The sequence below is a fragment of the Streptomyces hamibioticus genome (assembly GCF_047946815.1).
GTDB lineage: Bacteria > Actinomycetota > Actinomycetes > Streptomycetales > Streptomycetaceae > Streptomyces.
Map to the genome: position 1 here is coordinate 4614340 of NZ_JBKKQY010000001.1, position 24726 is coordinate 4639065.

Annotated in this window: 15 protein-coding genes; 4 read left to right on the top strand and 11 right to left on the bottom strand. The window is 73.1% G+C overall.

Going from position 1 to position 24726, the window contains the following annotated elements:
• Positions 1-152 precede the first annotated feature (152 nt).
• Positions 153-5093 (top strand): NAD-glutamate dehydrogenase, encoded by a 4941-nt coding sequence (locus ACLGIH_RS21050; protein WP_416526809.1) that lies wholly within the window; start codon positions 153-155, stop codon positions 5091-5093.
• Between the two features lie 80 nt (positions 5094-5173).
• The gene (locus ACLGIH_RS21055) at positions 5174-6634 is read left to right on the top strand and encodes a hypothetical protein (protein WP_416526810.1); all 1461 of its coding nucleotides are present in this window, start codon (positions 5174-5176) and stop codon (positions 6632-6634) included.
• 30 nt (positions 6635-6664) lie between these two features.
• On the opposite strand, the gene ACLGIH_RS21060 is transcribed toward ACLGIH_RS21055, so the two are convergent.
• From ACLGIH_RS21060 to ACLGIH_RS21075, 4 genes are all read right to left on the bottom strand, one after another.
• On the bottom strand, positions 6665-8338 hold the full coding sequence (locus ACLGIH_RS21060) for a glycosyltransferase (protein ID WP_416526811.1): 1674 nt from the start codon (positions 8336-8338) through the stop codon (positions 6665-6667).
• Positions 8335-10539 carry a CDP-glycerol glycerophosphotransferase family protein gene (locus ACLGIH_RS21065; RefSeq protein WP_416526812.1) on the bottom strand — a complete coding sequence of 735 codons (2205 nt, stop codon included), beginning with the start codon at positions 10537-10539 and terminating at the stop codon, positions 8335-8337. Before ACLGIH_RS21065 ends, ACLGIH_RS21060 begins: the two co-directional genes overlap by 4 nt.
• A gap of 231 nt (positions 10540-10770) precedes the next feature.
• Positions 10771-11559 (bottom strand): ABC transporter ATP-binding protein, encoded by a 789-nt coding sequence (locus ACLGIH_RS21070; protein ID WP_416529440.1) that lies wholly within the window; start codon positions 11557-11559, stop codon positions 10771-10773.
• A 76-nt stretch (positions 11560-11635) separates the two neighbouring features.
• Positions 11636-12574 (bottom strand): ABC transporter permease, encoded by a 939-nt coding sequence (locus ACLGIH_RS21075; RefSeq protein ID WP_416526813.1) that lies wholly within the window; start codon positions 12572-12574, stop codon positions 11636-11638.
• Positions 12575-12743: 169 nt separating this feature from the next.
• Between ACLGIH_RS21075 and ACLGIH_RS21080 the strand changes: the two genes are divergently transcribed.
• Positions 12744-13370: a TetR/AcrR family transcriptional regulator gene (locus ACLGIH_RS21080; RefSeq protein ID WP_416526814.1), complete on the top strand. Its 627-nt coding sequence runs from the start codon at positions 12744-12746 to the stop codon at positions 13368-13370.
• A gap of 137 nt (positions 13371-13507) precedes the next feature.
• On the opposite strand, the gene galE is transcribed toward ACLGIH_RS21080, so the two are convergent.
• The 3 genes from galE to ACLGIH_RS21095 all read right to left on the bottom strand — a co-directional run bounded on the left by galE (position 13508) and on the right by ACLGIH_RS21095 (position 16721).
• Complete coding sequence (gene galE / locus ACLGIH_RS21085) at positions 13508-14488, bottom strand: UDP-glucose 4-epimerase GalE (protein ID WP_416526815.1); 981 nt, start codon at positions 14486-14488, stop codon at positions 13508-13510.
• Positions 14489-14530: 42 nt separating this feature from the next.
• Positions 14531-16144: a glycosyltransferase family 2 protein gene (locus ACLGIH_RS21090; protein WP_416526816.1), complete on the bottom strand. Its 1614-nt coding sequence runs from the start codon at positions 16142-16144 to the stop codon at positions 14531-14533.
• Positions 16145-16223: 79 nt separating this feature from the next.
• The gene (locus tag ACLGIH_RS21095) at positions 16224-16721 is read right to left on the bottom strand and encodes a MarR family winged helix-turn-helix transcriptional regulator (protein ID WP_416526817.1); all 498 of its coding nucleotides are present in this window, start codon (positions 16719-16721) and stop codon (positions 16224-16226) included.
• Between the two features lie 121 nt (positions 16722-16842).
• On the opposite strand from ACLGIH_RS21095, the gene ACLGIH_RS21100 reads away from it, so the two are divergent.
• Complete coding sequence (locus ACLGIH_RS21100) at positions 16843-17256, top strand: organic hydroperoxide resistance protein (RefSeq protein WP_416526818.1); 414 nt, start codon at positions 16843-16845, stop codon at positions 17254-17256.
• Positions 17257-17275: 19 nt separating this feature from the next.
• Here the strand turns inward: ACLGIH_RS21100 and ACLGIH_RS21105 are convergent, their stop codons facing one another.
• The 4 genes from ACLGIH_RS21105 to ACLGIH_RS21120 all read right to left on the bottom strand — a co-directional run bounded on the left by ACLGIH_RS21105 (position 17276) and on the right by ACLGIH_RS21120 (position 24608).
• Positions 17276-18829 (bottom strand): hypothetical protein, encoded by a 1554-nt coding sequence (locus ACLGIH_RS21105; RefSeq protein WP_416526819.1) that lies wholly within the window; start codon positions 18827-18829, stop codon positions 17276-17278.
• 73 nt (positions 18830-18902) lie between these two features.
• Positions 18903-20177, bottom strand: a complete 1275-nt coding sequence (locus tag ACLGIH_RS21110; RefSeq protein WP_416526820.1) for a hypothetical protein — start codon at positions 20175-20177, stop codon at positions 18903-18905.
• Positions 20174-22393 carry a bifunctional glycosyltransferase/CDP-glycerol:glycerophosphate glycerophosphotransferase gene (locus ACLGIH_RS21115; RefSeq protein WP_416526821.1) on the bottom strand — a complete coding sequence of 740 codons (2220 nt, stop codon included), beginning with the start codon at positions 22391-22393 and terminating at the stop codon, positions 20174-20176. The genes ACLGIH_RS21110 and ACLGIH_RS21115 overlap by 4 nt, the downstream gene beginning before the upstream one ends.
• 7 nt (positions 22394-22400) lie before the next feature.
• Entirely contained in the window at positions 22401-24608 is a 2208-nt protein-coding gene (locus ACLGIH_RS21120; RefSeq protein ID WP_416526822.1) for a bifunctional glycosyltransferase/CDP-glycerol:glycerophosphate glycerophosphotransferase, read from the bottom strand.
• Positions 24609-24726: the final 118 nt, after the last annotated feature.

Sequence of the window (24726 nt, forward strand, 5' to 3'; positions counted from 1 at the left end):
GTCCAACACGGCTGATACGCCCCCGCTCATCTCACCTTGCGGCATAGCGTCTGGTCAGACCGGAAACCCCGCGTCTGGGCGTCACGCCGGAAGGCAGGAGACCGTACTTCCTTCAACGTCACGCAACGGCGCGCGACAGGAGCCAGAGGACAATGCAGACCAAGCTGGACGAAGCAAAGGCCGAGCTGCTCGAAAGGGCCGCCCGGGTAGCTGAGAACAGCCCGGTCGGGGGGCACCTCTCGACTGGGACGACGGGCGAGGCCGCTCCGGACACCCCGGACCGTGAGTCCGTGCTCGCGTTCCTCAAGCGCTACTACCGGCACACCGCTCCGGAGGACCTCACCGACCGCGACCCGGTCGATGTCTTCGGGGCCGCCGTCTCGCACTACCGACTGGCCGAGAACCGCCCGCAGGGCACGGCCAACGTGCGGGTCCACACGCCGACGGTGGAGGAGAACGGCTGGACGTGCAGCCACTCCGTCGTGGAGGTGGTCACGGACGACATGCCCTTCCTCGTCGACTCCGTGACCAACGAGCTGACCCGGCAGGGACGCGGCATCCACGTCGTGATCCACCCGCAGTTCGTGGTGCGCCGCGACGTCACCGGCAAGCTGATCGAGGTGCTCACCACCTCGCCCACCGGCGACCTCCCGCACGACGCGCACGTGGAGTCCTGGATCCACGTGGAGATCGACCGGGAGACCGACCGCGCTGACCTGAAGCAGATCACCGCCGATCTGCTGCGCGTCCTGTCCGACGTCCGCGAGGCCGTCGAGGACTGGGGCAAGATGCGGGACGCCGCCGTCCGCCTCGCCGAGGAGCTGCCCGCCGAGCCCGCCCCCGGTGATCTCAACGACCAGGAGGTGGGTGAGGCCCGCGAGCTGCTGCGCTGGCTGGCCGACGACCACTTCACCTTCCTCGGCTACCGGGAGTACCAGCTGCGCGGCGACGACTCCCTCGCCGCCGTCCCCGGCACCGGCCTCGGCATCCTGCGTTCCGACCCGCAGCACCACGCCGCCGACGACCACCCGGTCAGCCCGTCCTTCGAGCGGCTGCCCGCCGACGTCCGCGCCAAGGCGCGCGAGCACAGGCTGCTGGTGCTGACCAAGGCCAACAGCCGGGCGACCGTGCACCGGCCCTCGTACCTGGACTACATCGGCGTCAAGAAGTTCGACGAGAACGGCAACGTCGTCGGCGAGCGGCGCTTCCTCGGCCTGTTCTCCTCCGCCGCCTACACCGAGTCGGTCCGCCGGGTCCCGGTCATCCGGCGCAAGGTGGCCGAGGTGCTGGAGCGGGCCGGTTTCTCGCCCAACAGCCACGACGGCCGGGACCTGCTGCAGATCCTGGAGACGTACCCGCGCGACGAGCTGTTCCAGACGCCGATCGACGAGCTGCAGGCCATCGTCACCTCCGTGCTCTACCTCCAGGAGCGCCGCCGCCTCAGGCTCTACCTGCGGCAGGACGAGTACGGCCGCTACTACTCGGCGCTCGTCTACCTCCCCCGGGACCGCTACACCACCGGCGTCCGGCTGCGGATCATCGACATCCTCAAGGAGGAACTGGGCGGCGTCAGCGTCGACTTCACCGCCTGGAACACCGAGTCGATCCTCTCCCGGCTGCACTTCGTCGTCCGCGTGCCCCAGGGCACCGAGCTGCCCCACCTGTCCGACCTGGACAAGGAGCGCATCGAGGCCCGGCTCGTCGAGGCCGCCCGTTCCTGGGCCGACGGGTTCGCCGAGGCGCTGCACGCCGAGTTCGGCGAGGAGCAGTCCGCGGACCTGCTGCGCCGGTACGGCAGCGCCTTCCCCGAGGGCTACAAGGCCGACCACGGCCCGCGGTCGGCCGTCGCCGACCTCGGTCATCTCGAGCGGCTCGACGAGGACCGGACGTTCGCGCTGAGCCTGTACGAGCCGGTCGGCGCCGCGCCCGAGGAGCGCCGCTTCAAGATCTACCAGAAGGGCGGCTCGGTCTCCCTCTCGCAGGTGCTGCCGGTGCTCAGCCGGCTCGGTGTGGAGGTCACCGACGAGCGGCCGTACGAGCTGAGGTGCTCGGACCGGACGACGGCCTGGATCTACGACTTCGGCCTGCGCATGCCGAAGTCGGTGGTCGGCGCCGGCGACTACCTGGGCGACGACGCCCGCGAGCGGTTCCAGGACGCCTTCGCCGCCACCTGGACCGGCCGGGCGGAGAACGACGGTTTCAACGCCCTCGTGCTCAGCGCCGGGCTGACCTGGCGGCAGGCGATGGTGCTGCGGGCGTACGCCAAGTACCTGCGCCAGGCGGGCTCCACGTTCAGCCAGGACTACATGGAGGACACCCTCCGCAACAACGTCCACACCACCCGGCTGCTCGTCTCGCTGTTCGAGGCACGGCTGTCGCCGGAGCGCCAGCGCGCCGGGCACGAGATCGTCGACGCCCTCCTGGAGGAGGTCGACGCGGCCCTCGACCAGGTGGCGAGCCTCGACGAGGACCGGATCCTGCGGTCCTTCCTCACCGTCATCAAGGCGACCCTGCGGACCAACTTCTTCCAGGAGGCGGCGGGCGGCAGGCCGCACGAGTACGTCTCCATGAAGTTCGACCCGCAGGCCATCCCGGATCTGCCCGCGCCGCGCCCGGCGTTCGAGATCTGGGTGTACTCGCCGCGCGTCGAGGGCGTGCACCTGCGCTTCGGCAAGGTCGCGCGCGGCGGTCTGCGCTGGTCCGACCGGCGCGAGGACTTCCGCACCGAGATCCTCGGCCTGGTCAAGGCGCAGATGGTGAAGAACACCGTCATCGTGCCGGTCGGCGCCAAGGGCGGCTTCGTCGCCAAGCAGCTCCCGGACCCGAGCGTCGACCGCGACGCGTGGATGGCCGAGGGCATCGCCAGCTACAAGACGTTCATCTCGGCGCTGCTGGACATCACCGACAACATGGTGGCCGGCGAGGTCGTGCCCCCGGCCGACGTGGTCCGGCACGACGAGGACGACACCTACCTGGTCGTCGCCGCCGACAAGGGCACCGCGACGTTCTCGGACATCGCCAACGAGGTCGCCGAGAGCTACAACTTCTGGCTCGGCGACGCCTTCGCCTCCGGCGGCTCGGCCGGCTACGACCACAAGGGCATGGGCATCACCGCCCGTGGCGCCTGGGAGTCCGTCAAGCGGCACTTCCGGGAGCTGGGCGTGGACACCCAGACCGAGGACTTCACGGTCGTCGGCGTCGGCGACATGTCCGGTGACGTGTTCGGCAACGGCATGCTGCTCAGCGAGCACATCCGGCTGGTCGCCGCCTTCGACCACCGGCACATCTTCATCGACCCGAACCCGGACGCGGCCGTCTCCTACGCCGAGCGCCGCCGCCTGTTCGAGCTGCCCCGCAGCTCCTGGGAGGACTACAACTCCGAGCTGCTGTCGGCCGGCGGCGGCATCTTCCCGCGCACGGCCAAGGCCATCCCGGTCAACGCCCACATCCGCGAGGCCCTCGGCATCGAGGAGAAGGTCACCAAGATGACCCCGGCCGACCTGATGCGGGCGATCCTCAGGGCGCCGGTGGACCTGCTGTGGAACGGCGGCATCGGGACGTACGTCAAGGCGTCCACGGAGTCGCACGGCGACGTCGGTGACAAGGCCAACGACGCCATCCGCGTCGACGGAGCCGACCTGCGCGTCAGGGTGGTCGGCGAGGGCGGCAACCTGGGCCTGACCCAGCTCGGCCGGGTCGAGTTCGCGCTGCACGGCGGGCGGATCAACACCGACGCCATCGACAACAGCGCGGGCGTGGACACCTCCGACCACGAGGTGAACATCAAGATCCTGCTCAACGGGCTCGTCGCGGACGGCGACATGACGGTCAAGCAGCGCAACAAGCTGCTCGCCGAGATGACCGACGAGGTCGGCCGCCTGGTGCTGCGCAACAACTACGCGCAGAACACGGCGATCGCCAACGCGCTCGCGCAGTCCAAGGACATGCTCCACGCCCAGCAGCGCTTCATGAAGCACCTGGTGCGCGAGGGCCACCTGAACCGGGCGCTGGAGTTCCTGCCCACCGACCGCCAGATCCGCGAGCGCCTGACCACCGGGCACGGGCTGACCAGCCCGGAGACGGCGGTGCTGCTGGCGTACACGAAGATCACGGTCGCCGAGGAGCTGCTGCACACCTCGCTGCCCGACGACCCGTACCTCAAGGGCCTGCTGCACACCTACTTCCCGGCGGCGCTGCGCGAGCAGTTCCCGGACCGGATCGACGGCCACCCGCTGCGCCGCGAGATCACCACCACGGTGCTGGTCAACGACACGGTCAACACGGGCGGTACGACGTATCTGCACCGGCTGCGCGAGGAGACCGGCGCCTCGCTGGAGGAGATCGTGCGGGCGCAGACCGCGGCCCGCATCATCTTCCGCTCCTCCCCGGTGTGGGACGCGGTGGAGGCCATGGACAACAAGGTCGACGCCGACGTCCAGACCCGTATCCGGCTGCACTCGCGCCGCCTGGTCGAGCGCGGCACGCGCTGGCTGCTCAACAACCGGCCGCAGCCGCTGGAGATCGCCGAGACGGTGGACTTCTTCGCCGAGCGGGTCGAGCAGGTCTGGTCCCAGCTGCCGAAGCTGCTGCGCGGCGCGGACGCGGAGTGGTACGTGAAGATCTACGAGGAGCTGACCGGGGCCGGTGTGCCGGACGACGTCGCCACCCGGGTGGCCGGGTTCTCCTCGGCCTTCCCGACGCTGGACATCGTCCTGGTGGCCGACCGCATGGGCAGGGAGCCGCTGGAGGTCGCCGAGGTCTACTACGACCTCGCCGACCGGCTGTCCATCACCCAGCTGATGGACCGCATCAGCGACCTGCCCCGCACCGACCGCTGGAAGTCCATGGCCCGTGCGGCGATCCGCGAGGACCTCTACGCGGCGCACGCGGCGCTCACGGCGGACGTCCTGGCGGCGGGCAACGGCTCGTCGACGCCGGAGCAGCGGTTCAAGGTGTGGGAGCAGAAGAACGCGGCGATCCTGGGCCGGGCGCGCACCACGCTGGAGGAGATCCAGAGCTCGGAGGCGTTCGACCTGGCGAACCTCTCGGTGGCGATGCGGACGATGCGGACGCTGCTGCGGACGCACTCGTGATGCGGTGAGCCGGTGGGCGCCGCGGGCCGGTGACGGGCCGGGGCGCCTCACAATTCGGACATCACGGATAAGTTGGGTGGGTGACTGAGCGTCTCCCCCGAGTGGCCGCCGCAGGCGTCCTCCTCCTGCTGCTCCTGGTCGTCGCCCGGCTCCCGTGGGCCGGCGACCTCGGGCTGCACGCGGCCACCGTCGAACGCCTGCGGCACAGCCTCACCGACCCCGGCAACCCACTGGTCGACGCGGACACCCCGAGCCCCTACTACTCGCCGTGGACGGTGCTCCTCGGACTGCTGGCGCGGATCGGCGGCGTCCCGGCCTTCGTCGTGCTGCGGATCGGCGCGCTGGTCGCGCTCGTACTGCTGGTGACGGGGGTCCGGGCCTACGTCCGCACGCTGAGCGCGCACCGGGCCGCGCCCGCGCTCGCCCTGCTGTGCCTGCTGCTGCTGTGGGGGACCGCCCCGTTCGCGTGGAGCGGCTTCCTCGGCCTGAACTCCCTGGCGCTGACGGTGTCGTACCCGAGCGTGCTCGCGCTCGGCCTCGCCTTCCACCTCTGGGCGTGGCTGACGCGGGCGCTGCGCGCGGCGGACCCGGCCGGGTGGGGGACGTGGGCGGGGCTGGGCGTGCTGTGGGCGGTGATCCTGCTGTGCCACCAGTTCTCCGGGGTCGTCGCCTCGCTGGGCGCCCTCGCCACGGTGCTCGGGGTGCGGGCCGGGCGGCGGCCGGTGTGGGCGCGGCTCGTGGCCGGGGGCGTACTCGGCCTGGTGGTGCTGTGGGCCTGGCCGTACTACGACTTCTTCGCGCTGTCCGGGGCCGGGGACGGGCTGGAGGCGGTGCACCGGCCGCTGTACCGGGACCTGGTGGAGCGGTACTGGCTGGTGCTGCTGGGGGTGGCGGCGCTGGCCGTGCGGTGGCGGCGGGACCGGCGGGACGTGCTGGTGCTCTTCTTCCTGCTGGGCGTGCTGGTCGTGGCGGCGGGCGGAGCGACCGGGCACTGGTCATGGGGCCGGGCGCTGCCTGCCGCGCTGATCCCGGCGCAGCTCGCGGCGGCGCTGGAGGCGACCGGGGCGGGGCGGCGGGCGGTGCGGGCCGGGTGGGCGGGTGTGCTCGCCGGGGCGCTGGCCGTGGGGGTGTGGGCCCAGGCGGGGACGGCCGGGTACGTGGTCGACCGGGGGGTGCTGCCGGCGGCGGTGGCGGAGAAGTACCGGGAGCCGTGGGCGGGTTACCACTGGATCACTCCGTGGGTGCGGTACGGGGACGTGGTCATGGCGCGTGTTCCGTTTCCGTCCCGGCAGATTCCGGCGTACGGGGCGTACACGGTGGCGCCGGGGTATCCCGACTTCTTCCTGCCGGACGAGGGGGAGCGGCGGGAGGCGGTGCGGCGGTTCTTCGCGGAGGGGACTTCGGGGAGCGAGCGGCGGAGGATCCTGCGGGAGTACGGGGCACGGTGGGTGGTGGACCGGGGGGTGGGGCTGCGGGGGGTCGAGGGGTTGCGGGCCGTGGAGTGGGGGCCGGGCGGGCAGGTGCTGTACGAGGTGGTCTGACCGCGAGGGGCGGGCCGCGAGGTGGGCCGGTCAGCGCAGCACGCTGCCCACCAGTCGGGCCGCCCGCCGCACACCCGGCCGGGCGAGGCGCCGTACCAGCGGCCTGACCATCCGCTCCGTCACCCCCACCGGCTCCCACCGCACCTGGAGACGGCCCGGACCGTGGCCCTCCGGTTCCACCGTGACGCGGTGCGGGGCGGTGCCGGAGCGGTAGGGCACGCGGGCGGTGAGCGGAGGGAAGGACAAGGGGGCCAGGAGGATGCCCGTGTGGGTCTGCGTCCGGTGGCGCAGGCGCAGCACGGGGTGGCGCGTGCCGTCGAAGCCGTGGAAGGGGAGCGGGGCCGTGGCCAGGTCCAGGCGGAGCCGGCCCTCGAAGACGCCGGGGCGGAGCGGCGAGAGGCGGAACGGCACCGTCATGCGGTGCCGGCCGGGGGACAGCAGCAGGGTGGCGCGCTGGGGGCCGACCGGGAGGCGCAGCGCGGGGTCGTAGGTGCGGACGGTCAGGTCGACCGAGGCGCCGGGGCCGCGTGTCACCTCGGTGATCTCGTGGCGGAACAGTGCGGCGAAGAACGGGCGGGTGTCCAGCTCCAGGTCGCTCACGTCGAGTTCGCCGCGGGCCGGGGCGGACGTCGGCACCTCCTCGCCCCAGTACGTCCGGCCCGTCTCCGGGTCCACCGTCACCCGACGGGGCGCCACCTCGTGGCCCAGCCCCCGGGCCGCGGTCCGCGCGTCGGACAGGCGCCGGTCGCGGACGAGCTGGACGACGACCCGTTCGGCTCGCGGCAGGCGGGCGTAGGCGCCCGGGACCAGCGTGTCGAGGTAGGGGTTCACGATGTCCGCGAAGGACGCCAGCCACTCCTCGCTCCGGTAGGGCAGGTCCCCGGCGTACATCCGGAAGTCGTGCTTGAGGAACTTGAAGTCCTTGTCCTCGCGCAGCGCCTCGCGCCCGCTCTCGGCCAGGAAGGCGTCGATGAGCCGCTGGACGTGGACGCGGTCGCGGACGTTGGACAGCCGGTCCCGCTGGTTGGATATGGAGGCGGTGCCGGCGGCGGCGTACGGGGCCACGTACCAGCGGTAGACCGGCTCCGGGACGATCGCGAACGTCTTGGCCAGGCAGTAGGCCTGCGCCGAGAAGAGCTGGTCCTCGTAGTGGATGCCCTCGGGGAAGCGCAGGTTGTGCCGGTCGAGGAAGGCGCGGGCGTACATCTTGCTGGTCGACAGGTGCTCGAAGAACAGCCGCGGATCGGCCTCGATGCCGTCCAGCGTGCGGCGCTCGGCCACCAGGCGCGGCATCCAGGTCGAGCGGCGGCCGTTGTCCACGCGTATCCGCTGCACCGCGCCCATCGCGAAGTCCAGGTCCCGTTCGCGGTGCGCGGCGAGCAGCGACTCGACGGCCCGCTCGGGGAGTTCGTCGTCGCTGTCCAGGAACATCAGGTACGGCGCCCGGGCGATCTCCAGGGCGCGGTTGCGCGGCGCGCTGCACCCGCCGCTGTTCTCGTCCAGCCGGAGGTACACGATCCGGGGGTCCTCCGCCGCCAGCCGGCGCGCCACCTGCGGGGTGGCGTCCGTCGAGTGGTCGTCGCTGATGACGATCTCGATGTTCGCGTGCGTCTGCCGGCGGACCGAGGCGACGGCGCGCGGGAGGCGCTCGGCGTCGTTGTAGACGATGACCGTGACGGTGACGTCGGGGGTGCCGGTGGTCATGGGCAGACCTCCTCGGGGCTCGGGGCCGGGGTGCGTTCCTCCAGCGGCAGCACGGGCGGCAGCGACTGTTCGTCCTCGCCCAGGAAGACCCGGCGTACGACGCGTTCGGCGGCGCGTCCGTCGTCGTACTCGCAGAACCGGCGCCGGAAGGCGGCCCGCGCCTTGGTCGCGCGCTCGTCGCGCCAGGCGTCCGTGGTGAGGATCTCCGCCAGCTCCTCCTGGGTGCGGGCCACCGGGCCGGGCGCCTCGGCCATGAGGTCGAAGTAGACGCCGCGGGTGGTGCGGTACGTCTCCCAGTCGTCGGCGTGGATCACGATCGGGCGGTCGAGGTTGGCGTAGTCGAACATGATCGACGAGTAGTCGGTGACCAGCGCGTCGGCCGCCAGGCAGAGGTCCTCCACGGGGTCGTAGGAGGAGACGTCCACGATCCGGCCGGTGCGGCGCAGGCCGGTCAGCGGGGAGGCGGCGCCCTCGTAGAAGTAGTGGCCGCGCACCAGCAGGACCGTCTCCTCGCCGAGCCGGTCGGCGAGTGCGGCGAGGTCCAGGCGCGGGGTCCAGCCGGCCTCGTAGTCGCGGTGCGTGGGCGCGTACAGCACGGCCCGGCGGCCGGGGGCGATGCCGAGGCGCTCGCGTATCGCGCGCACGTCCCGCGCACCGGCCGTGTAGTAGACGTCGTTGCGCGGATAGCCGTGGTCGAGCGAGACGTAGCGGGACGGGTACGCGCGCTGCCACATGCGGGTGGAGTGGCTGTTGGCGGAGACGCTGAAGTCCCACTTGTCGACGCGTTCCAGCAGTGCGGCGAAGTCCAGGCCGCGGGCGGCGGCCGGGTAGGGCATCTGGTCCAGGCCCATGCGCTTGAGCGGGGTGCCGTGGTGGGTCTGGAGGTGGACCGCGTCCGGGCGTTTGACCACGGCGTTGGGGAAGTTGACGTTGTTGACCAGGTACTTGGCGTGCGCCAGCGTCTCCCAGTAGCGGCGGGTGCCGGGGACGACGTGGTCGGTGCCGGGCGGCAGCAGGGCCACGTTGTCGGCGGTCACCACCCACACCGGGCGGATGTGCGGGGCCAGTTCGCCGAGCTTGGCGGCGATCGCGGCCGGGCTGCACGCCACGCCACGGTTCCAGTACGCGGAGAAGACCGCCAGCTCCGGGTCGACCGGGTCGGCGAGCGCCCTGCGGTACTGGTGCTCGCGGAGCCGGGCGCCGGCCTGGTGCCGGCCGGTCTTCACGGCCTTGCGGACGGTGCGGCGCGTGCGGTTGGCGGCCTGGAAGGCGCGGTACCGGGTGTAGGAGCCGTCCTCCAGCAGCGACCGGCGGACGCCCTCCAGGCCTCCGGGGCGCCGGTGGCCCTCGGGGCGGCGGCGTACGGCCGCCAGCGAGGCGCGGCGGAAGAACTCCCGGGCGACGGGCTCGGGCATCCCGGCGCGGACGAAGGTGCGCAGGCAGTCGCGGACCATCAGGTCGTAGAGGACGGACTGGGCGGCCGGGCGGTCGCGGGCCAGGTCGAGCAGCATCTCGTAGCGGTCGACCAGGGCGTGGTGCTGCTCGGCGGCGGGCGGCGGGAGGCTCTCGGCACGCAGTCGGCGGTCCTCGTACGCGGGGTGCGGCAGGCAGGCGACGCGGTCGGCGAGCAGCAGGGCGGAGTACGCGACGAAGGGCTCGTCGTCCGTGGTGAGCCGGCGCTCGTGCGCCCGCCAGAAGTCGGCGCGTATCACGCGGTTGCCGAGCAGCGGGGTCAGCCGCAGCAGGCGCGCCATGTCGTCGAGGGCGAGGTCGGCGCCGCCCGCGCGGGCGAGCAGCGGGCCGTCCGGGGAGGGCAGGGCCGAGGCCCGCCAGGTGCTGCGGACGTGGTCGACGAGCAGGACGTCCACCGGGTCCGGGAGGCCGGCGGTGTGCTCGGCCAGGGTGTGCGGGGCGCCGGGGGGCAGTCCGTCCTTGGCGCGTACGAAGTGCAGCCAGCGGCCGGAGGCGTGCGCCGCCCCCGCCGTACGGGCCGCCGCGTCGCCGGCGCCCTCCGGCAGGGGCAGTACCCGGAAGTCCGGGGCGTGCCGTTCGGCCGTCTCCCGGGCCCAGTCGCCGACCGCGGCGACGATCACCTCGGCGTTGGGGAGGGGATGGGCGGCCAGGGAGTCGAGGAGACCGGTCAGATGGTCCTGGAGGTTGGGTCCGTGGACGACGACGCTGAGTTCGGGTGTCTCGGACAACGCGGCGGACTCCTCATCTCATCGCACCGGGCATGCCTGTCCGGCCATAGTGGCACTGATCGGGCGAAAGGGGTGACCCCGGCTACGCCTCATGAGGGACGGGCTACCCGGGGCTCGGGCTTCGACACGGGTCCGGCTTCGGCTCGGGGGCGGTTTCGGCCCCGGCTTCGGCTTCGGTCCGGGCTTCGGCTTCGGTCCGGGCTTCGGCTTCGGTCCGGGCTTCGGCTCCGGTCAGGGTTTCGCCTTGGCCTTCGGCTTCGCCGTCCTGCCCGGGCCGCCCGTGAAGGCCTCGTACTCCTTGAGCACCTCCTCCGTCGGCCCGTCCATGCGCAGTTCGCCGCGCTCCAGCCACAGCACGCGGTCGCAGGTGTCGCGGATGGACTTGTTGCTGTGGCTCACCAGGAACACCGTGCCCGCGTGCTTGCGCAGCTCGCGGATGCGGGCCTCGGAGCGCTTCTGGAAGGAGCGGTCGCCGGTGGCCAGCGCCTCGTCGACGAGCAGGACGTCGTGGTCCTTGGCGGCGGCGATGGAGAAGCGCAGGCGGGCGGCCATGCCGGAGGAGTACGTGCGCATCGGCAGGGTGATGAAGTCGCCCTTGTCGTTGATGCCGGAGAAGTCGACGATCTCCTGGTAGCGCGCCCTGATCTGCTCCCGGGACATGCCCATGGCCAGCCCGCCGAGGTGGACGTTGCGCTCGCCGGTCAGGTCGTTCATCAGGGCGGCGTTGACGCCGAGCAGGGAGGGCTGGCCGTCGGTGTAGATCCGGCCGTTCTCCACCGGCAGCAGTCCCGCGATCGCCTTGAGCAGGGTCGACTTGCCGGAGCCGTTGGTGCCTATCAGGCCGATCGCCTCACCCCGGTACGCGACGAAGGACACGTTCTTCACCGCGTGCACCCGGCGCACGCCCGCCGCCTTCTCGGTCTGCCCGCGCCGCAGGATGCGGTTGAGCGCGGCGGTCGCGGAGCCGCGTCCGGCGCCGGTGCCGTTGACCCGGTAGACGATGTCGACGCCGTCGGCGATGACGGTGGGGGTCTTCTCGCCGGTCTTTCCGCTGGTTCCGTCGCCGGCCCTTTCGCCGGTCCTCTCGCTCGCGTTGTCAGCCACGGCCGTACGTCTCCTCAGCCTTCCAGAAGTAGATGAAGCCGCCGATGCCGGCGAGCAGCGCCCAGCCCGTCGCCAGCAGCCACACGTGGTCCGGCAACTGGCTCGCGTGGAAGCTGTCGATCAGGGCGAAGCGCATCAGGTCGATGTAGACGGCGGCTGGGTTGACCTGGAGGACCGGTGCCACCCAGGACGGCAGGTCGCCGGCCTCGCCCGCCATGTGGTGGATGCTGTACATCACGCCGGAGGCGTACATCCACGTGCGCAGCAGGAACGGCATCAGCTGGGAGAGGTCGGGGATCTTTGAGCCCAGGCGGGCCAGGATCATCGACACGCCCGCGTTGAACAGGAACTGCAGCACCAGGGCCGGGACCGCCAGTACCCAGGAGGCGGCGGGCGGCACGCCGAAGGCGAGCAGGATGACGGCCAGGGCGGCCATGGAGAACAGCAGCTGCTGGAGCTGCTGGAGGCAGAAGGAGACCGGCAGCGCGGCGCGCGGGAAGTGCAGCGCGCGGACCAGGCCGAGGTTGCCGGAGACGGCCCGGGTGCCCGCCATGATCGAGCTCTGGGTGAACGTCCATACGAAAACGCCCGTGACCAGGAACGGGACGTAGTCCGCCACGCCTCTGCTGGTCTGCATCAGCCGACCGAAGACGAAGTAGTACACCGCCGCGTTCAGCAGCGGGGTCATCACCTGCCAGACCTGGCCCAGCTTCGCCTGGCTGTACTGGGCGGTGAGCTTGGCGGTGGCGAAGGCTCCGATGAAGTGCCGGCGTGCCCACAACTGCCGGACGTACTGGGGCAGTGAGGGGCGGGCGCCGCTGACCGAGAGGCCGTGCCGGGCGGCGAGCGCGGCGAGGTCCCCGGCGGCCGGGGCGGGGGCCTCCCGGTGGGAGGCGGGGGATGGGGGCGGTGTGTGGAGTACCTGGCTCACATCCGCTGCTTTCGCTCGGGGGTGGGACGAGGGATCGCGGGGCCATGTCGCCGAGGGCTCATGGGCGACGTCGGGACGGCACCGTATCGTCGCTACGTGAGCGTAGGCCCGACCTGCGTCGGGACGCAACCGTTTCGTCGTGACGTAGCCGCCCCTATGCTTGGGCCGTATGACGACGAACGCCGACGATTCCCAGCCGCGCCCTCGGCGCCGGGCCCCCGCGGGGGCGGCCGTGCTCCGTCAGGACGTGACGGAGGCCATCCGGGCGGCCGTCTTCGAGGAACTCGCGGCCGTCGGCTACGCACGGATGTCCATCGAGGGGATCGCGCGCCGCGCGGGCGTGGGCAAGACGGCGGTGTACCGGCGCTGGCGCTCGAAGCTGCACCTGGTGCTCGACATCGTCTCGGCGCTCGCGGTGCAGGGCCTGCCGGCGCCGGACACGGGCGCCCTGGAGAGCGACCTGCGGCTGCTGTACGAGGTGACGTCCCGCGCCCTGCGCCACCCGGTGGCCTCGCAGATCATCCCCGACCTGCAGGCGGAGGCGGCCCGCAACCCCGACATCGCCGAGGCCCTGCAGAAGGCCCTGCGGGAAGGGCAGGAGGGTGTCGCCAGCAAGATCCTGGCGGCGGCGGAGCAGCGCGGCGAGCTGCGCTCCGGCTTCGACGACGAACTGGCCCTGGACCTGATCTCGGGCCCGCTCTACTGGCGTTCGGTGGTGATCCGCAGCGGTGTGCTGCCGCACGGCTACCTGGACGTGCTGGCCCGGGCGACGGCGGCGGCGCTGAAGGTGCTGTGACGCGGGGGCCGTACACGCCGAGGTGGTGAGCACCCCGCCCACGGCGCGGACAGCCGTCGGTTGTCGTTCGAGTGCGGCCCGGTGGGCTGGTCGCGCAGTTCCCCGCGCCCCTGGGGCGTCACCCGGACCCCGGTCGGCTACCCCCGCGCCGCCTCCGGATGCAGCCGGACCCAGCCCGACCAGGCCGAAGTGATCATGTCCTGCACGTCGTACTTCGCCTTCCAGCCCAGTTCGGTGGCGGCGCGGTCGGAGGAGGCGACGACGCGGGCCGGGTCGCCGGGGCGGCGCGGGGTGACCGTCGGGGGACGGTCGTAGCCGGTGACGGCGTTGATGCGGTCGATCATCTCCCGGACGGAGACCCCCTCGCCCCGGCCGATGTTCAGGGTGAGGTCGCGGCCGGGGGACGCCTGGAGCGCGCGGGCCGCCGCCACGTGGGCCTCGGCCAGGTCCACCACGTGGATGTAGTCCCGGACGCAGGTGCCGTCCGGGGTCGGGTAGTCGTCACCGAAGATGCGCGGGGCCGCGCCCTCCGTGAGCTTCTCGAAGACCATGGGGATGAGGTTGAAGACGCCGGTGTCCGCCAGCTCCGGGGCCGCCGCGCCCGCCACGTTGAAGTAGCGCAGCGACGCCGTGGACAGCCCCGTCGCCCGGCCCGTGGCCCGGACCAGCCACTCGCCCGCGAGCTTGGTCTCGCCGTACGGCGACATGGGGGCGCAGGGCGTCTCCTCCGTGACCAGTTCCACGTCGGTCATGCCGTAGACCGCCGCCGAGGAGGAGAAGACGAAGGACGGCACCTCGGCCTCCGCGACCGCCTCCAGCAGGACCCGCAGGCCCTCGACGTTCTCCCGGTAGTAGCGCAGCGGCAGGTCCACCGACTCGCCGACCTGCTTCTTCGCCGCCAGGTGGACGACCCCGGTGACCTCGTGGCCGGCGAGGGCACGCCGGACGCGCTCGCCGTCCAGGGTGGAGCCCACCACCAGCGGGACGCCGTCGGGCACCCGTTCGGCGATCCCGGTCGACAGGTCGTCGTAGACCACCGCCTTCTCGCCCGCCTCGGTCATCGCCCGTACGACGTGCGCTCCGATGTAGCCGGCGCCGCCGGTGATCAGCCAGGTCATGTGCGGCCGTCCCCTCGTTCCGTTCCGCTGCGTGGTCGTCTCTCAGTGAAGCAGGCGCCGGAGTCTGCCGCGCACCACGGCCCCGGCCCCGCGCGGCCCGGCCGCCACCCGCAGGGCCAGCGCGCCGGAGTGCGTGGCGTACGACTGGACCAGGAGCAGGCCGTACCGGGCGCTCGGCACGGCGCGGCGGCGCAGCAGACCGTCGCCCGCGCGCGCATGCGCCGTGACCTCGCGGCTCGCGCCGTCCCCGAAGCGCAGGCGCAGGTACAGGTCCCAGGTGCCCGCGCCGGACGCGGCCAGGGCGGCCAGATCCACGGGCGCCACCGCCCGCCACCCGTCCGGTGCCGGCGCCAGGGCCGCCGTACGGCACGAGGCCGTCCGTCCGTCGTCCCGGCGCCGCCACTCCACCTCCACCTCCCGCGGACCCGCCTGCGCTACGCGCCCGTACAGCTCGTGCAGGCGCAGCCGCAGCCGGCTGTCCCGCGCGCGGGGGCGCAGCTCCGCGTCGACGGCCAGCGGGAGCATGCCCACCGGCCGGGCCAGCAGGGGCTCCAGCGTCACCTCGGGCAGGTCGTCCGACCACACCGGCGTGCCGTCGGCGGCGCGCGCGTAGGGCGGCAGGAGGCGGGCCGGGCGGGCCGCCAGCTCCCGCAGGCGGGGCAGGTCGCACGGCTCGGGAGAGGCCAGCACGACCCGTCCGAGCAGGCTGCCCGGCGCGGCCGGTGAGCGCGCCCAGTCGGCCGCGTCGTACTCCGCGAGGCACTCCCGCGTGCGCGTCCACCACGCGCGCTGATAGCGCGCGTCCCGCAACTCCAGCTCGTGCGCGTACAGGCGCAGTTCGTGGTCGAGGAACCGGGCGCGCGCCGCCCGCGCCAGCTCCTTCTGCCCGGCGCCGAGCAGAATGTCGTACGCCGTGCGGCACGCGTGCGTGCGCGCCCGCCACTTGCCGACGCCGGACCGGTCCAGCGAGATGGACAGCCGCTCGGCGGACCGGCGGACGTGCCACACGTAGACCCGGTCCGGGACGAGGGCGATGCGCGGACCGGCGGCCAGCACGCGCGCGGTGAAGACGATGTCCTCGTAGGGGAAGCGGCCGTCGGGGAAGCGGATGGCGTGTTCGCGCAGGAAGTCGGTGCGGTAGAGCTTGTTGACGCACAGGGCGTCCCGCACGAGGCGGGGGCACCGCGCGGGGTGGTCGACGACGGTGCGCGTCCCGTAGAGCGCCGGCTGCCACGGCACCTCGCGGCCCGAGGGCAGCTCGCGGCGTACGCACAGCCCGCTCGCGACCTCCGCGCGCCCCGCGGTCGCCGCCGCCAGCAGTACCTCCACCGCCCCTGGCGCCAGCACGTCGTCGCTGTCCAGGAACATCACGTACGGCGTCGTCACCGCGTCCAGCCCGGCGTTGCGCGGCGTGCCGCAGCCGCCGCTGTTGGCCGTGCGCCGGATCACCGTCAGACGCGGTTCCGTCTCGGCCATGCGTGCGAGCAGCTCCGCGCTGCCGTCGGTCGAGCAGTCGTCCACGGCGACGACCTGGCGGACGACGGGGCCCTGGGCGAGCGCCGAGCGCACGGCGTCCGCCACGTGGGCCGCGTCCTGGTACCCGATGACGACGACGCCGACCGGGGCTCGCGGATTGGCTCGGGGAATCCGTCTCATCACGACGGATCGTAAGTCGTACGAAAGTCATATGGATGCCGATAAGGCGGCATCCGGCGTAAGCGTCGGTGCGGGCGCGCTACGCCCGGTCCGGCGGCGCCGGCCGCACCTCCGCGGGCCGCAACTGCGCCGACGCCGCCGTGTCCAGTGCGGTCGTGAGGCGGTCGAGGCGGGAGCGCAGGTCCTCGATCTCGTCCAGGCCGAAGCCGGTCGCCGCGGCGATCCGGCGCGGCACCTCCAGCGCCCGCTCGCGCAGCGCGACGCCCTCCTCGGTGGCCCGCACGTGCACCGACCGCTCGTCGCGCGCGCTGCGCTCCCGTCGCACCAGCCCCGCCGCCTCCAGCCGCTTGAGCAGCGGCGACAGCGTGCCGGAGTCGAGCCGCAGGTGCTCGCCGAGCCGCTTGACGGGCAGCTCGCCGTGCTCCCACAGCGCCAGCATCACCAGGTACTGCGGATAGGTGAGCCCGAGGTCCTTCAGGAGCACCCGGTAGACGCCGCCGAAGGCGCGCGAGGCGGCGTTCAGGGAGAAGCAGATCTGCCGGTCGAGGCGGAGCCAGTCGGCTGCGGGCGTGTTCATGCCCCCAGCGTAGCCGATGCGAGCAATTCGATTGTGCACAACTTAATTGTGTGCTCTACTTGGCGTCGTCAGGCCGCCCCGGAACCCCGGAGCGGCACGATCCTCATCACGGAGGGCTTCCATGAACGCGCTCTACACCGCCGTCGCCACCGCCACCCACGGCCGCGAGGGCCGCGCCGTCTCCTCCGACGGCACGCTCGACCTCCAGCTCGGCCTCCCGGTGGAGATGGGCGGCGACGGTCGGGGCACCAATCCCGAGCAGCTGTTCGCCGCCGGCTACTCCGCCTGCTTCGCCGGCGCCCTCGGCCTCGTCGGCCGGCAGGCCAAGGTCGACGTGAGCGACGCGGCGGTGACCGCCGAGGTCGGCATCGGGAAGCAGGGCGAGGGCTTCGGGCTGGCCGTCACCCTCCGGGTCGAGCTGCCCGGCACCGTGGACGAGGCGACCGGCCGCAAGCTGGTCGAGCAGGCCCACCAGGTCTGCCCGTACTCCAACGCCACCCGCGGCAACATCCCGGTCGAGCTGGTCATCGAGTGACCGCCGGCCGGCGGGCCCGTCAGCCCACCCGCGCCAGCACCTCGCCCGTCCGCTCGCTCCACGCCACCACCACCGCCTCCTCGGGCACCGGCTGCCACCGCGTCAGCAGCAGCCAGCGCACCCCGTAGCGGCGCACGACGGCGGCGCGCTCGGCGCGGGTGGAGCCGGGGGCGAGATAGGCCTCGACGTCGGCCACACGCCGCCGCCGCTCCCGCTCGTCCAGGGACGGGTCCGGCCAGGCGGGCGCGGCGAGGTTGGGGCCGTACCCGGCGATCGCGTGCACGGCGTAGTACCCGTCGGTGATCACCACCTCGCCGGGGGCGATGTACCGCGCCGCCCAGGCGTACGCCGGCCAGTCCGGCGGCTGTTCGAAGCCGACCGGGTCCAGCGCGCGCGGCACCACCGCCCCCGCCTGCACCGTGAGGAAGCCGAGGCAGGCGCCCGCGGCCGTCGCCCCGCCCAGCAGCCGCCGCCACCGGCGCCACGGGCGGGGCGCCGCCAGCTCCGCCGCCAGCGCGAACTGCAGCGGCACCAGGGTGAGCCCCAGGATCCTGCCGTAGGTGTAGTGGCCGCTCAGCCAGCCGTACGCCACCACCAGGCAGTCGAGGGCGAACAGCAGCACCAGCGGGTCCCGGGCCGAGCGGCGCCCGCGCAGCCACAGCGCCGGCAGCCCGAGCAGCGCCAGCCAGAACTGCCCGGGAAGGTTCAGGTACAGCACCCGGTGCATCGCGTCCACGCTGTCGTCCCCGGCCAGCGCGAACACGTCGAAGTAGGGCCAGGCCGCGGCCGTCGCCACCGCGACCGCGGCGGTCAGCGCCCACCTTCCGACGACGGCTCGCCGCCACCCCCGTTGCCATCCCGCGACGAACGCCACCGCGCCCAGCACCGCGGCCACCGACGTGATCGGGTGCACCAGCAGGATCAGCGCGTAGACCACGCCGAGCCCGGCGTAGCCCGCGAAACCGCGCAGGCCGCTCGGCCCGACGTAGCGCACCCGGCGCGCGTCCCGTGCCCGCGCCCCGGTCAGCGCCCAGGCCCAGAAGGTGAGCCCGATCGCGAACGCCGACGGGTAGCCGAGGTTGCCCGTCATCGACATCAGCCCGAGGTAGCCGCTCCACCAGGCCCGCTCGGTCCCCCACAGCAGGGTCATCGCCGCCAGCGCCAGCACCGGCGCCCAGGGCCGGGGTGTCAGCACCCGCACCAGACGCCCGATGCCGGTCAGCAGCACGAGCAGGTTCAGCGGCCCGGCGAGCCGCACCACCTCCCAGCCGCCCAGCCCCGTCAGCCGGGCGAAGGCGCCCTGCGCCACCGCGTACGGCGAGTAGTAGGCGCTGCCCGCGCCCGGCAGGTCGGCCATCGGATGGCGCGGACTGAGCAGGTCGGCCTTGAGCCGCTCGACGACGGCTGCGTGCTGGCCGGCGTCGCAGCACAGCGGCATCCGCCAGTACGCCAGCGTCATCAGCAGCCAGAACAGCAAGCCGGCGACCTGGTAGGGCGTGGGCCGCCACACCCGGCCGCCGCGCAGCGCCGTCGCACCGCGCACGGTCCGCCGGACGAGGACTCCGGCGCTCACTGGGCTGTCGGGAAAAGGAGCTTTCGGGGCATTTGCCGTATGTTCCCGGTCGGGTCAACGGCATGACGTCATATCACCGTATCGAGTGATGATCGGCGTGGGCCTGGGATGGCAGCGCCACCAGGTTGCCTCGCACCACCGGCTCCAGCAGCAGCGGCAGACCCACCACCGGCAGCAGCCAGGCCAGCACGATCAGCCGCTCGCCCCAGATGTTGATGTCCGGATGACCGGCCTGGGTGAGGACCCCGGTGAACGCCGCCGCGACCAGGAAGCCGCCGAACGCCGGCCGCCGCAGCGCACCCCACGCCCCGGCGGCCAGCGCGGCCACGAACAGCGGCTGCCACAGCTGCCGGCGCAGCCACTCCAGCCAGAAGTTGCCCTGCAACTGCACGAACTCCCGCCACGGCCGCTCCCGGTCCGGCCGGGAGAAGTGGCCGGTGAGCAGGTCCTGCACGCTGTCCGTCATCGTCGGGTAGTGCAGCAGCCGGGCCAGCAGCAGCGTCCCGGCGGCCGCGGTCAGGCCCGCCCCCGCGATCGCCCACACGCCCCGGCCCGCCGGCCGCCCCCGGCCGCGCCGCCGCACGGCGAGCACCGTGCCCGCCACCGCCAGACAGGCGCCGAGGAAGAGCGACTGGGAGTGCTTGACCGTGAACAGGAGCACCAGCGAGCCGGCCACCAGCGCCAACCCGGCCCGTGCCCGCCGCCCCTTGAGCACCAGCGCACAGCCCCACACCGCCGCCAGCGTCAGCGCCATCATCAGCCCCTCGGTCATCGGGCGCATGGCGGTCGTCCCGCACGGCAGGACGTAGTACAGGGCCTGCCCGGTCAGCGCGAGCGGCACCGGCACGGACAGGGTGCGCAGGATCAGGAAGGCGAGCACCCCGCCCGCCGCCGCGATGACGACGCTCGCGGCCCACAGGCCCCACGTCACGCCGAGCACGGTGACGAACGGCACCAGGAACACCGGGTAGCCGGGCCGCACCTCGAAGATCCGCTGGAAGCGCTCCGGCATGAACGGCACCGTGTGGCCGGAGGTCTGCCCGTCGGCGAGCCGCGTGTCCACCAGCTGCCACTGTTCCCTGTGGCACTCGGTCTTCACCCGGTCGGTGGGGTCGGGCCGGTGGAAGTGCACCACGTCCACGCTCTGGTTGCGGCGTGCCGTCGAGGCCCCGCTGAGGCAGAAGTGGTCGATGGTGGCCGCCGCGGCCTCCCGCTTGTCCTCGCCCGCGAGGCTCAGCGCGTACGACAGGTAGTTCTTGGTGTCGGGCGTGTCCCGGCCGGTGACGTTCGCGAGCTGGAGCACGGCGAACACCGCGGCCAGGACCAGCACCCAGGTGCGCGGTCTCATGACGAGGCCAGCGCGTCACGGCCGGCCGGGACGGAACGCGCGCCCGGTACCTTCGCGGGCGCGGGCATCTCCTCGCCCAGCATCAGGGTCCGCACCACCCGCTCGGCCGCCCGGCCGTCGTCGAACTCGCAGAACCGGTCCCGGAAGGCGGACCGCAGCCGCGCCGCCTCCTCGTCCCGCCACGTTCCCGAGGCGAACAGCCACGCCAGCTCCCGGTAGGAGCGCGCCACATGGCCCGGCGCCTCGGCGGTGATGTCGAAGTAGGCGCCGCGGCTCGCCGCGTACGCGCCCCAGTCGTCGGCGTGCACCACGATCGGCCGGTCCAGGTTGGCGTAGTCGAACATCAGGGCGGAGTAGTCGGTGACCAGCACGTCCGAGGCGAGCATCACCTCCTCGACATACGGCTCGTCCGTGGCGTCGACCAGCACCCCGCGCCGGTGCAGCTCCGCCAGGCCCATCCCGCGCGCGTGCCCGGCGGCCAGCGACGGATGCAGCCGGACGACCAGGGTGTGCCCCTCGCCGAGGTCCCGTGCGAGCCGGGCCGGGTCGAACCGGTCGACGTGCCCGCCCCGGCGGTAGTCGCGGCGGGTCGGCGCGTACAGCACCACCGTGTGGTCCTCCGGGATGCCGTACCGGAACCGGAAGGCGGCACCGTCCTCCGGGCCCGCGGCGACCAGCACGTCGTTGCGGGGGCTGCCGGTGCGCACCGAGGTGAAGTGGCAGGGGTAGGCCCGCTCCCACACCAGCTCCGAGTGCCGGTTGGCGACCAGGCTGTAGTCCCAGCGGTCGGCGCGGCGCAGCATTCCGGGCACGTCGGTCTGGAACCGGGCGCCGGGCTTGCCGAGCAGATCGGCGCCCATGTACTTCAGCGGGGTGCCCTGGTGGGTGTGGATGTGCACGCTGCCGGGCCGCTTGGGCACGCTGCCGGGCCAGTTGACGTTGTTGACGAAGAACGTGGCCCGATCCGTGACCCGGCGGTAGGCCGCGCTGCCGAGGATCACGTACTCGGTGTCCGGCGGCAGCAGCGCCGCTTCCGTCGCGTCCCGCACCACCCACACCCCGCGCAGCCGCGGGGCCAGCTCCCGCGCCTTGCGGTAGATCGCCGCCGGGTCGCCGAGCACACCCCGGTGCGAGAACGCCGAGTACACGGCGAGGTCCGGGTCCAGTGGCCGGCGCGCGTTCACCGCCGACCGGGCCCGCCCCAGCCGTCCGGCGGCCGCCTCGCGCGCCTGCCCGGCCCGTCGGCCCAGCTCCCGTGCGGCCCGGCCCGCCTGCCGCCGGACGAAGTAGGCGGCGTAGCCGCGCTCCAGCACCCGCAGTTCGGGCGGGACGGACACCCCCTCGGGCCGGTACGCGCGGAACATCCGCGCGGTACGGCGGAAGAACTCGCCCTTGTCGGACGGGGGCAGCCGGTCCGGCTTGGCGAGGATGTCCAGGCAGTGCTCGCCCATCTTGGCGTGCAGGAACGGCCGCCAGCCGGCCAGCTCCGGGCGGGTGTCGACGAAGGCGAACACCCGCTCGTACTGCTCGTGGATGTCGAAGTGCTTGCGGCTGGTGGTGGACAGGATGTTGCCCTGCCGCCGCTGCCGGTAGTTCAGGCAGATCCGGTCCAGCGCGGCGATCCGCCCGGCGCTGAGCATCACCGGGAACGTCCACGGCGTGTCCTCGTAGTAGCCGGGCGGGAAGGTGAAGCCCTCCCGCCCGACGAAGTCGCGCCGGTAGACCTTGTTCCACACCACCATCAGCAGATCGAGGATCTGCGGATGCTCGGCGGCGGTGAACGTGCCGTCGCCGGCCTCGGCGAGCACCCGCGCCAGGACGTTGCGGCGGGTGCCGCCCCACCAGTAGGTGCGCGCGTAGTCGAAGACCAGCACGTCCGGGTCGTCCGCCTCCGCCAGCCGGTCGGCCAGCGCGCGCAGCGCGCCCGGCGTGAGGGTGTCGTCGCTGTCCAGGAAGAACAGGTAGTCGCCGGTGGCGTGCTCCATCCCGGCGTTGCGGGCGCGGCCGAGGCCGACGTTCTCCGGCAGGTGCAGCACGCGCACCCGGTCGTCGCGGGCGGCGTACTCGTCGAGGATCGCGCCGCAGCCGTCCGGCGAGCAGTCGTCCACGGCGATCACCTCGATGTCGCGGTAGCACTGCTGAAGGACCGAGTCGAGGCATTCGGCGAGGAACCCCTGCACCTTGAAGCAGGGGACGATGACGCTGAAGCGGGGCACTTCGGGTTCAGCTCCTTACGAGGGTGGCGGCGGGGGCCGGGGAGCGCTCCGCGAGCGGGGTCACGGGCGGAATCGCCTCGGGCGGCTCGCCGAGCAGCACCCGGCGCACGACGCGCTCGGCGGCCCGGCCGTCGTCGAACTCGCAGAACCGCTCCCGGAAGGCCGCCCGCAGCGCCGTGGACTCGGGCCCCGCGTACGAGCCGTCGGCGAAGACCTTCGCCAGTTCCTCCGGCGTCCGCACGACCGGGCCGGGCGGCGCCGCCATCAGGTCGAAGTAGACGCCCCGTGTCTCCCGGTAGACCTCCCAGTCGTCGGCGTACACGACGATCGGCCGGTCCAGGTTGGCGTAGTCGAACATGATCGACGAGTAGTCCGTGACCAGCGCGTCGGCGGCCAGGCAGACGTCCTCCGAGGAGCGGTGCGCGGTCACGTCGATGACCCGGCCGGTGCTCCGCCGCCCGCCGCGGTCGTAGAAGTAGTGGGCGCGCAGCAGCACCACCACGTCCTCGCCGGCCGCCTCGCAGAACGCCTCCAGGTCGAGGGGGCCCGCGTCGAAGCCGGTCTCGTAGTCCCGGTGCGTCGGCGCGTACAGCACGGCCGTCTTCCCCTCCGGGACGCCCAGTTCGCGCCGGATGCGGGCCACGTCCTCGGCGGTCGCCGTGTAGTACACGTCGTTGCGCGGATAGCCGTATTCCAGCTGCTCGTACGAGCCCGGGAAGGCGCGCTCCCACATGCGGGTGGAGTGGGAGTTGGAGGAGAGGTTGTAGTCCCAGCGGTCCACCCGGCCCAGCAGCTTGGCGAAGCTGCCGGTGGCCGCCGCCACCACCGGGTACGTCGACTGGTCGACGCCCATCGTCTTCAGCGGCGTGCCGTGCTGCGTCTGGAGGTGCACGCTGCCGGGGCGCTTGACCACGCCCTCCGCGAAGTTGGCGTTGTTGATCAGGTACTTGGCGCGGGCCAGCACCTCCCAGTAGCGCCGGCTGCCGATGACGGCGTGCTCGACGTCCTTCGGCATGGTGTGCGCCTGGTCCGGCTCGACCAGGAACACCGACCGGATGTGCGGGGCGAGTTCGCGGGCCTTGGCGTGGATCGCGGCCGGGTTGCAGGCGTAGCCGCGGCCCCAGTAGGCGCAGTACACGGCGAGGTTCGCGTCCAGGGGCCGGCGCAGGTGGAGCCGGTACAGCAGCCGGGTGCGCAGGCCGCGGGGGCGCGGCAGCGCCTGGAGGGCACGGGTCGCCGCCCGGTTGGCGCCGCGCAGCGCCCGGAACGCCGTGTACGACCGGGCCGCCAGCAGCCGGTGCTGCACCCCGAGCCTGCCGCCCGGCGGCCGGAAACCGGCGGGGCGGTGCCGCCGGTACAGCGCGCTCGCCCGGCGGAAGAAGGCGCGGCGGTGCCGGGGCGGCAGCCGGCGCGGGTGCGTGGCCGTCTTCAGGACCGCCGCGAACAGCTGCTCGAACAGGGCCGTACGCCGCTCCTGGGCCAGCTCTGCCTCGGCGGCGTGCGCCAGCACCAGCTCGGCCTGGTCCAGCAGTGCGCCGTGGTGGTCGCCGGGCAGGTTCAGCCGGCTGCCCTGCCGTCGCACCAGGTGCCGTACCAGGACGGCGCGCAGCACCGCCATACGCGCCGCGCCCGCCGCCACCAGCCCGCCGAAGCCGACGTCGGTGTAGTGCCCGGCCGGGAAACGAAGATCGCGTGCGGTGAGGAACGCGCGGCGGTAGGCGGCGCTCCACGCCGGCAGCCGGACGCCGGTCAGGTGCGGGACACGGTCGGGGGCGAAGACGCCGTCCGGGGTGCCCGCGAGCACCTGCGCGGCCGGGTTGGTGGGCTCGCCCTCCCACCAGGGGACGCGTTCGTGCTCGAAGTACAGCACGTCGACGTCGTCGCCGGCCTGGGCCAGCCGCGCGTCGAGCGCCGCCAGCGCGCCCGGTACGAGGGTGTCGTCGCCGTCGAGGAACAGCAGATACGCGCCGGTCGCGGCCTCCATCCCCGCGTTGCGCGCCCCGGCCAGGCCGTCCGACGGCGGTGAGTGCACGGGCGCCACCCGGGAGTCCCGCTCGGCCAGGGCGGCGGCGACGTCCGCCGCCGAGCAGTCCAGCGTCCGGCACACCGGGATCAGCTCGAAGTCGCCGAAGGACTGGGCGAGGACCGAGTCCAGCGCCTGGGACAGCCGGCCCGCGACCCCATGGGACGGGACGATGATGCTGAAGCGGGGCATTCTGTGCTTTCTGTCGTCTTCGTGTGGTGGGCCCTCGTGCGCCGGACGGCTCAGTCGACGCGGCGGCGGCCGGGCCGGCCCGTCGGCCGCCGGGCGGGCGGCCGGGTCGGGGTGGGCC

Excerpts from the sequence above, each read along its gene's own strand:
- ACLGIH_RS21050 (WP_416526809.1), top strand. The coding sequence starts at position 153 with ATGCAGACCAAGCTGGACGAAGCAAAGGCCGAGCTGCTCGAAAGGGCC.
- ACLGIH_RS21060 (WP_416526811.1), bottom strand. The coding sequence starts at position 8,338 with ATGACCACCGGCACCCCCGACGTCACCGTCACGGTCATCGTCTACAAC.
- ACLGIH_RS21080 (WP_416526814.1), top strand. The coding sequence starts at position 12,744 with ATGACGACGAACGCCGACGATTCCCAGCCGCGCCCTCGGCGCCGGGCC.
- galE (WP_416526815.1), bottom strand. The coding sequence starts at position 14,488 with ATGACCTGGCTGATCACCGGCGGCGCCGGCTACATCGGAGCGCACGTC.
- ACLGIH_RS21090 (WP_416526816.1), bottom strand. The coding sequence starts at position 16,144 with ATGAGACGGATTCCCCGAGCCAATCCGCGAGCCCCGGTCGGCGTCGTC.
- ACLGIH_RS21095 (WP_416526817.1), bottom strand. The coding sequence starts at position 16,721 with ATGAACACGCCCGCAGCCGACTGGCTCCGCCTCGACCGGCAGATCTGC.
- ACLGIH_RS21100 (WP_416526818.1), top strand. The coding sequence starts at position 16,843 with ATGAACGCGCTCTACACCGCCGTCGCCACCGCCACCCACGGCCGCGAG.
- ACLGIH_RS21110 (WP_416526820.1), bottom strand. The coding sequence starts at position 20,177 with ATGAGACCGCGCACCTGGGTGCTGGTCCTGGCCGCGGTGTTCGCCGTG.
- ACLGIH_RS21120 (WP_416526822.1), bottom strand. The coding sequence starts at position 24,608 with ATGCCCCGCTTCAGCATCATCGTCCCGTCCCATGGGGTCGCGGGCCGG.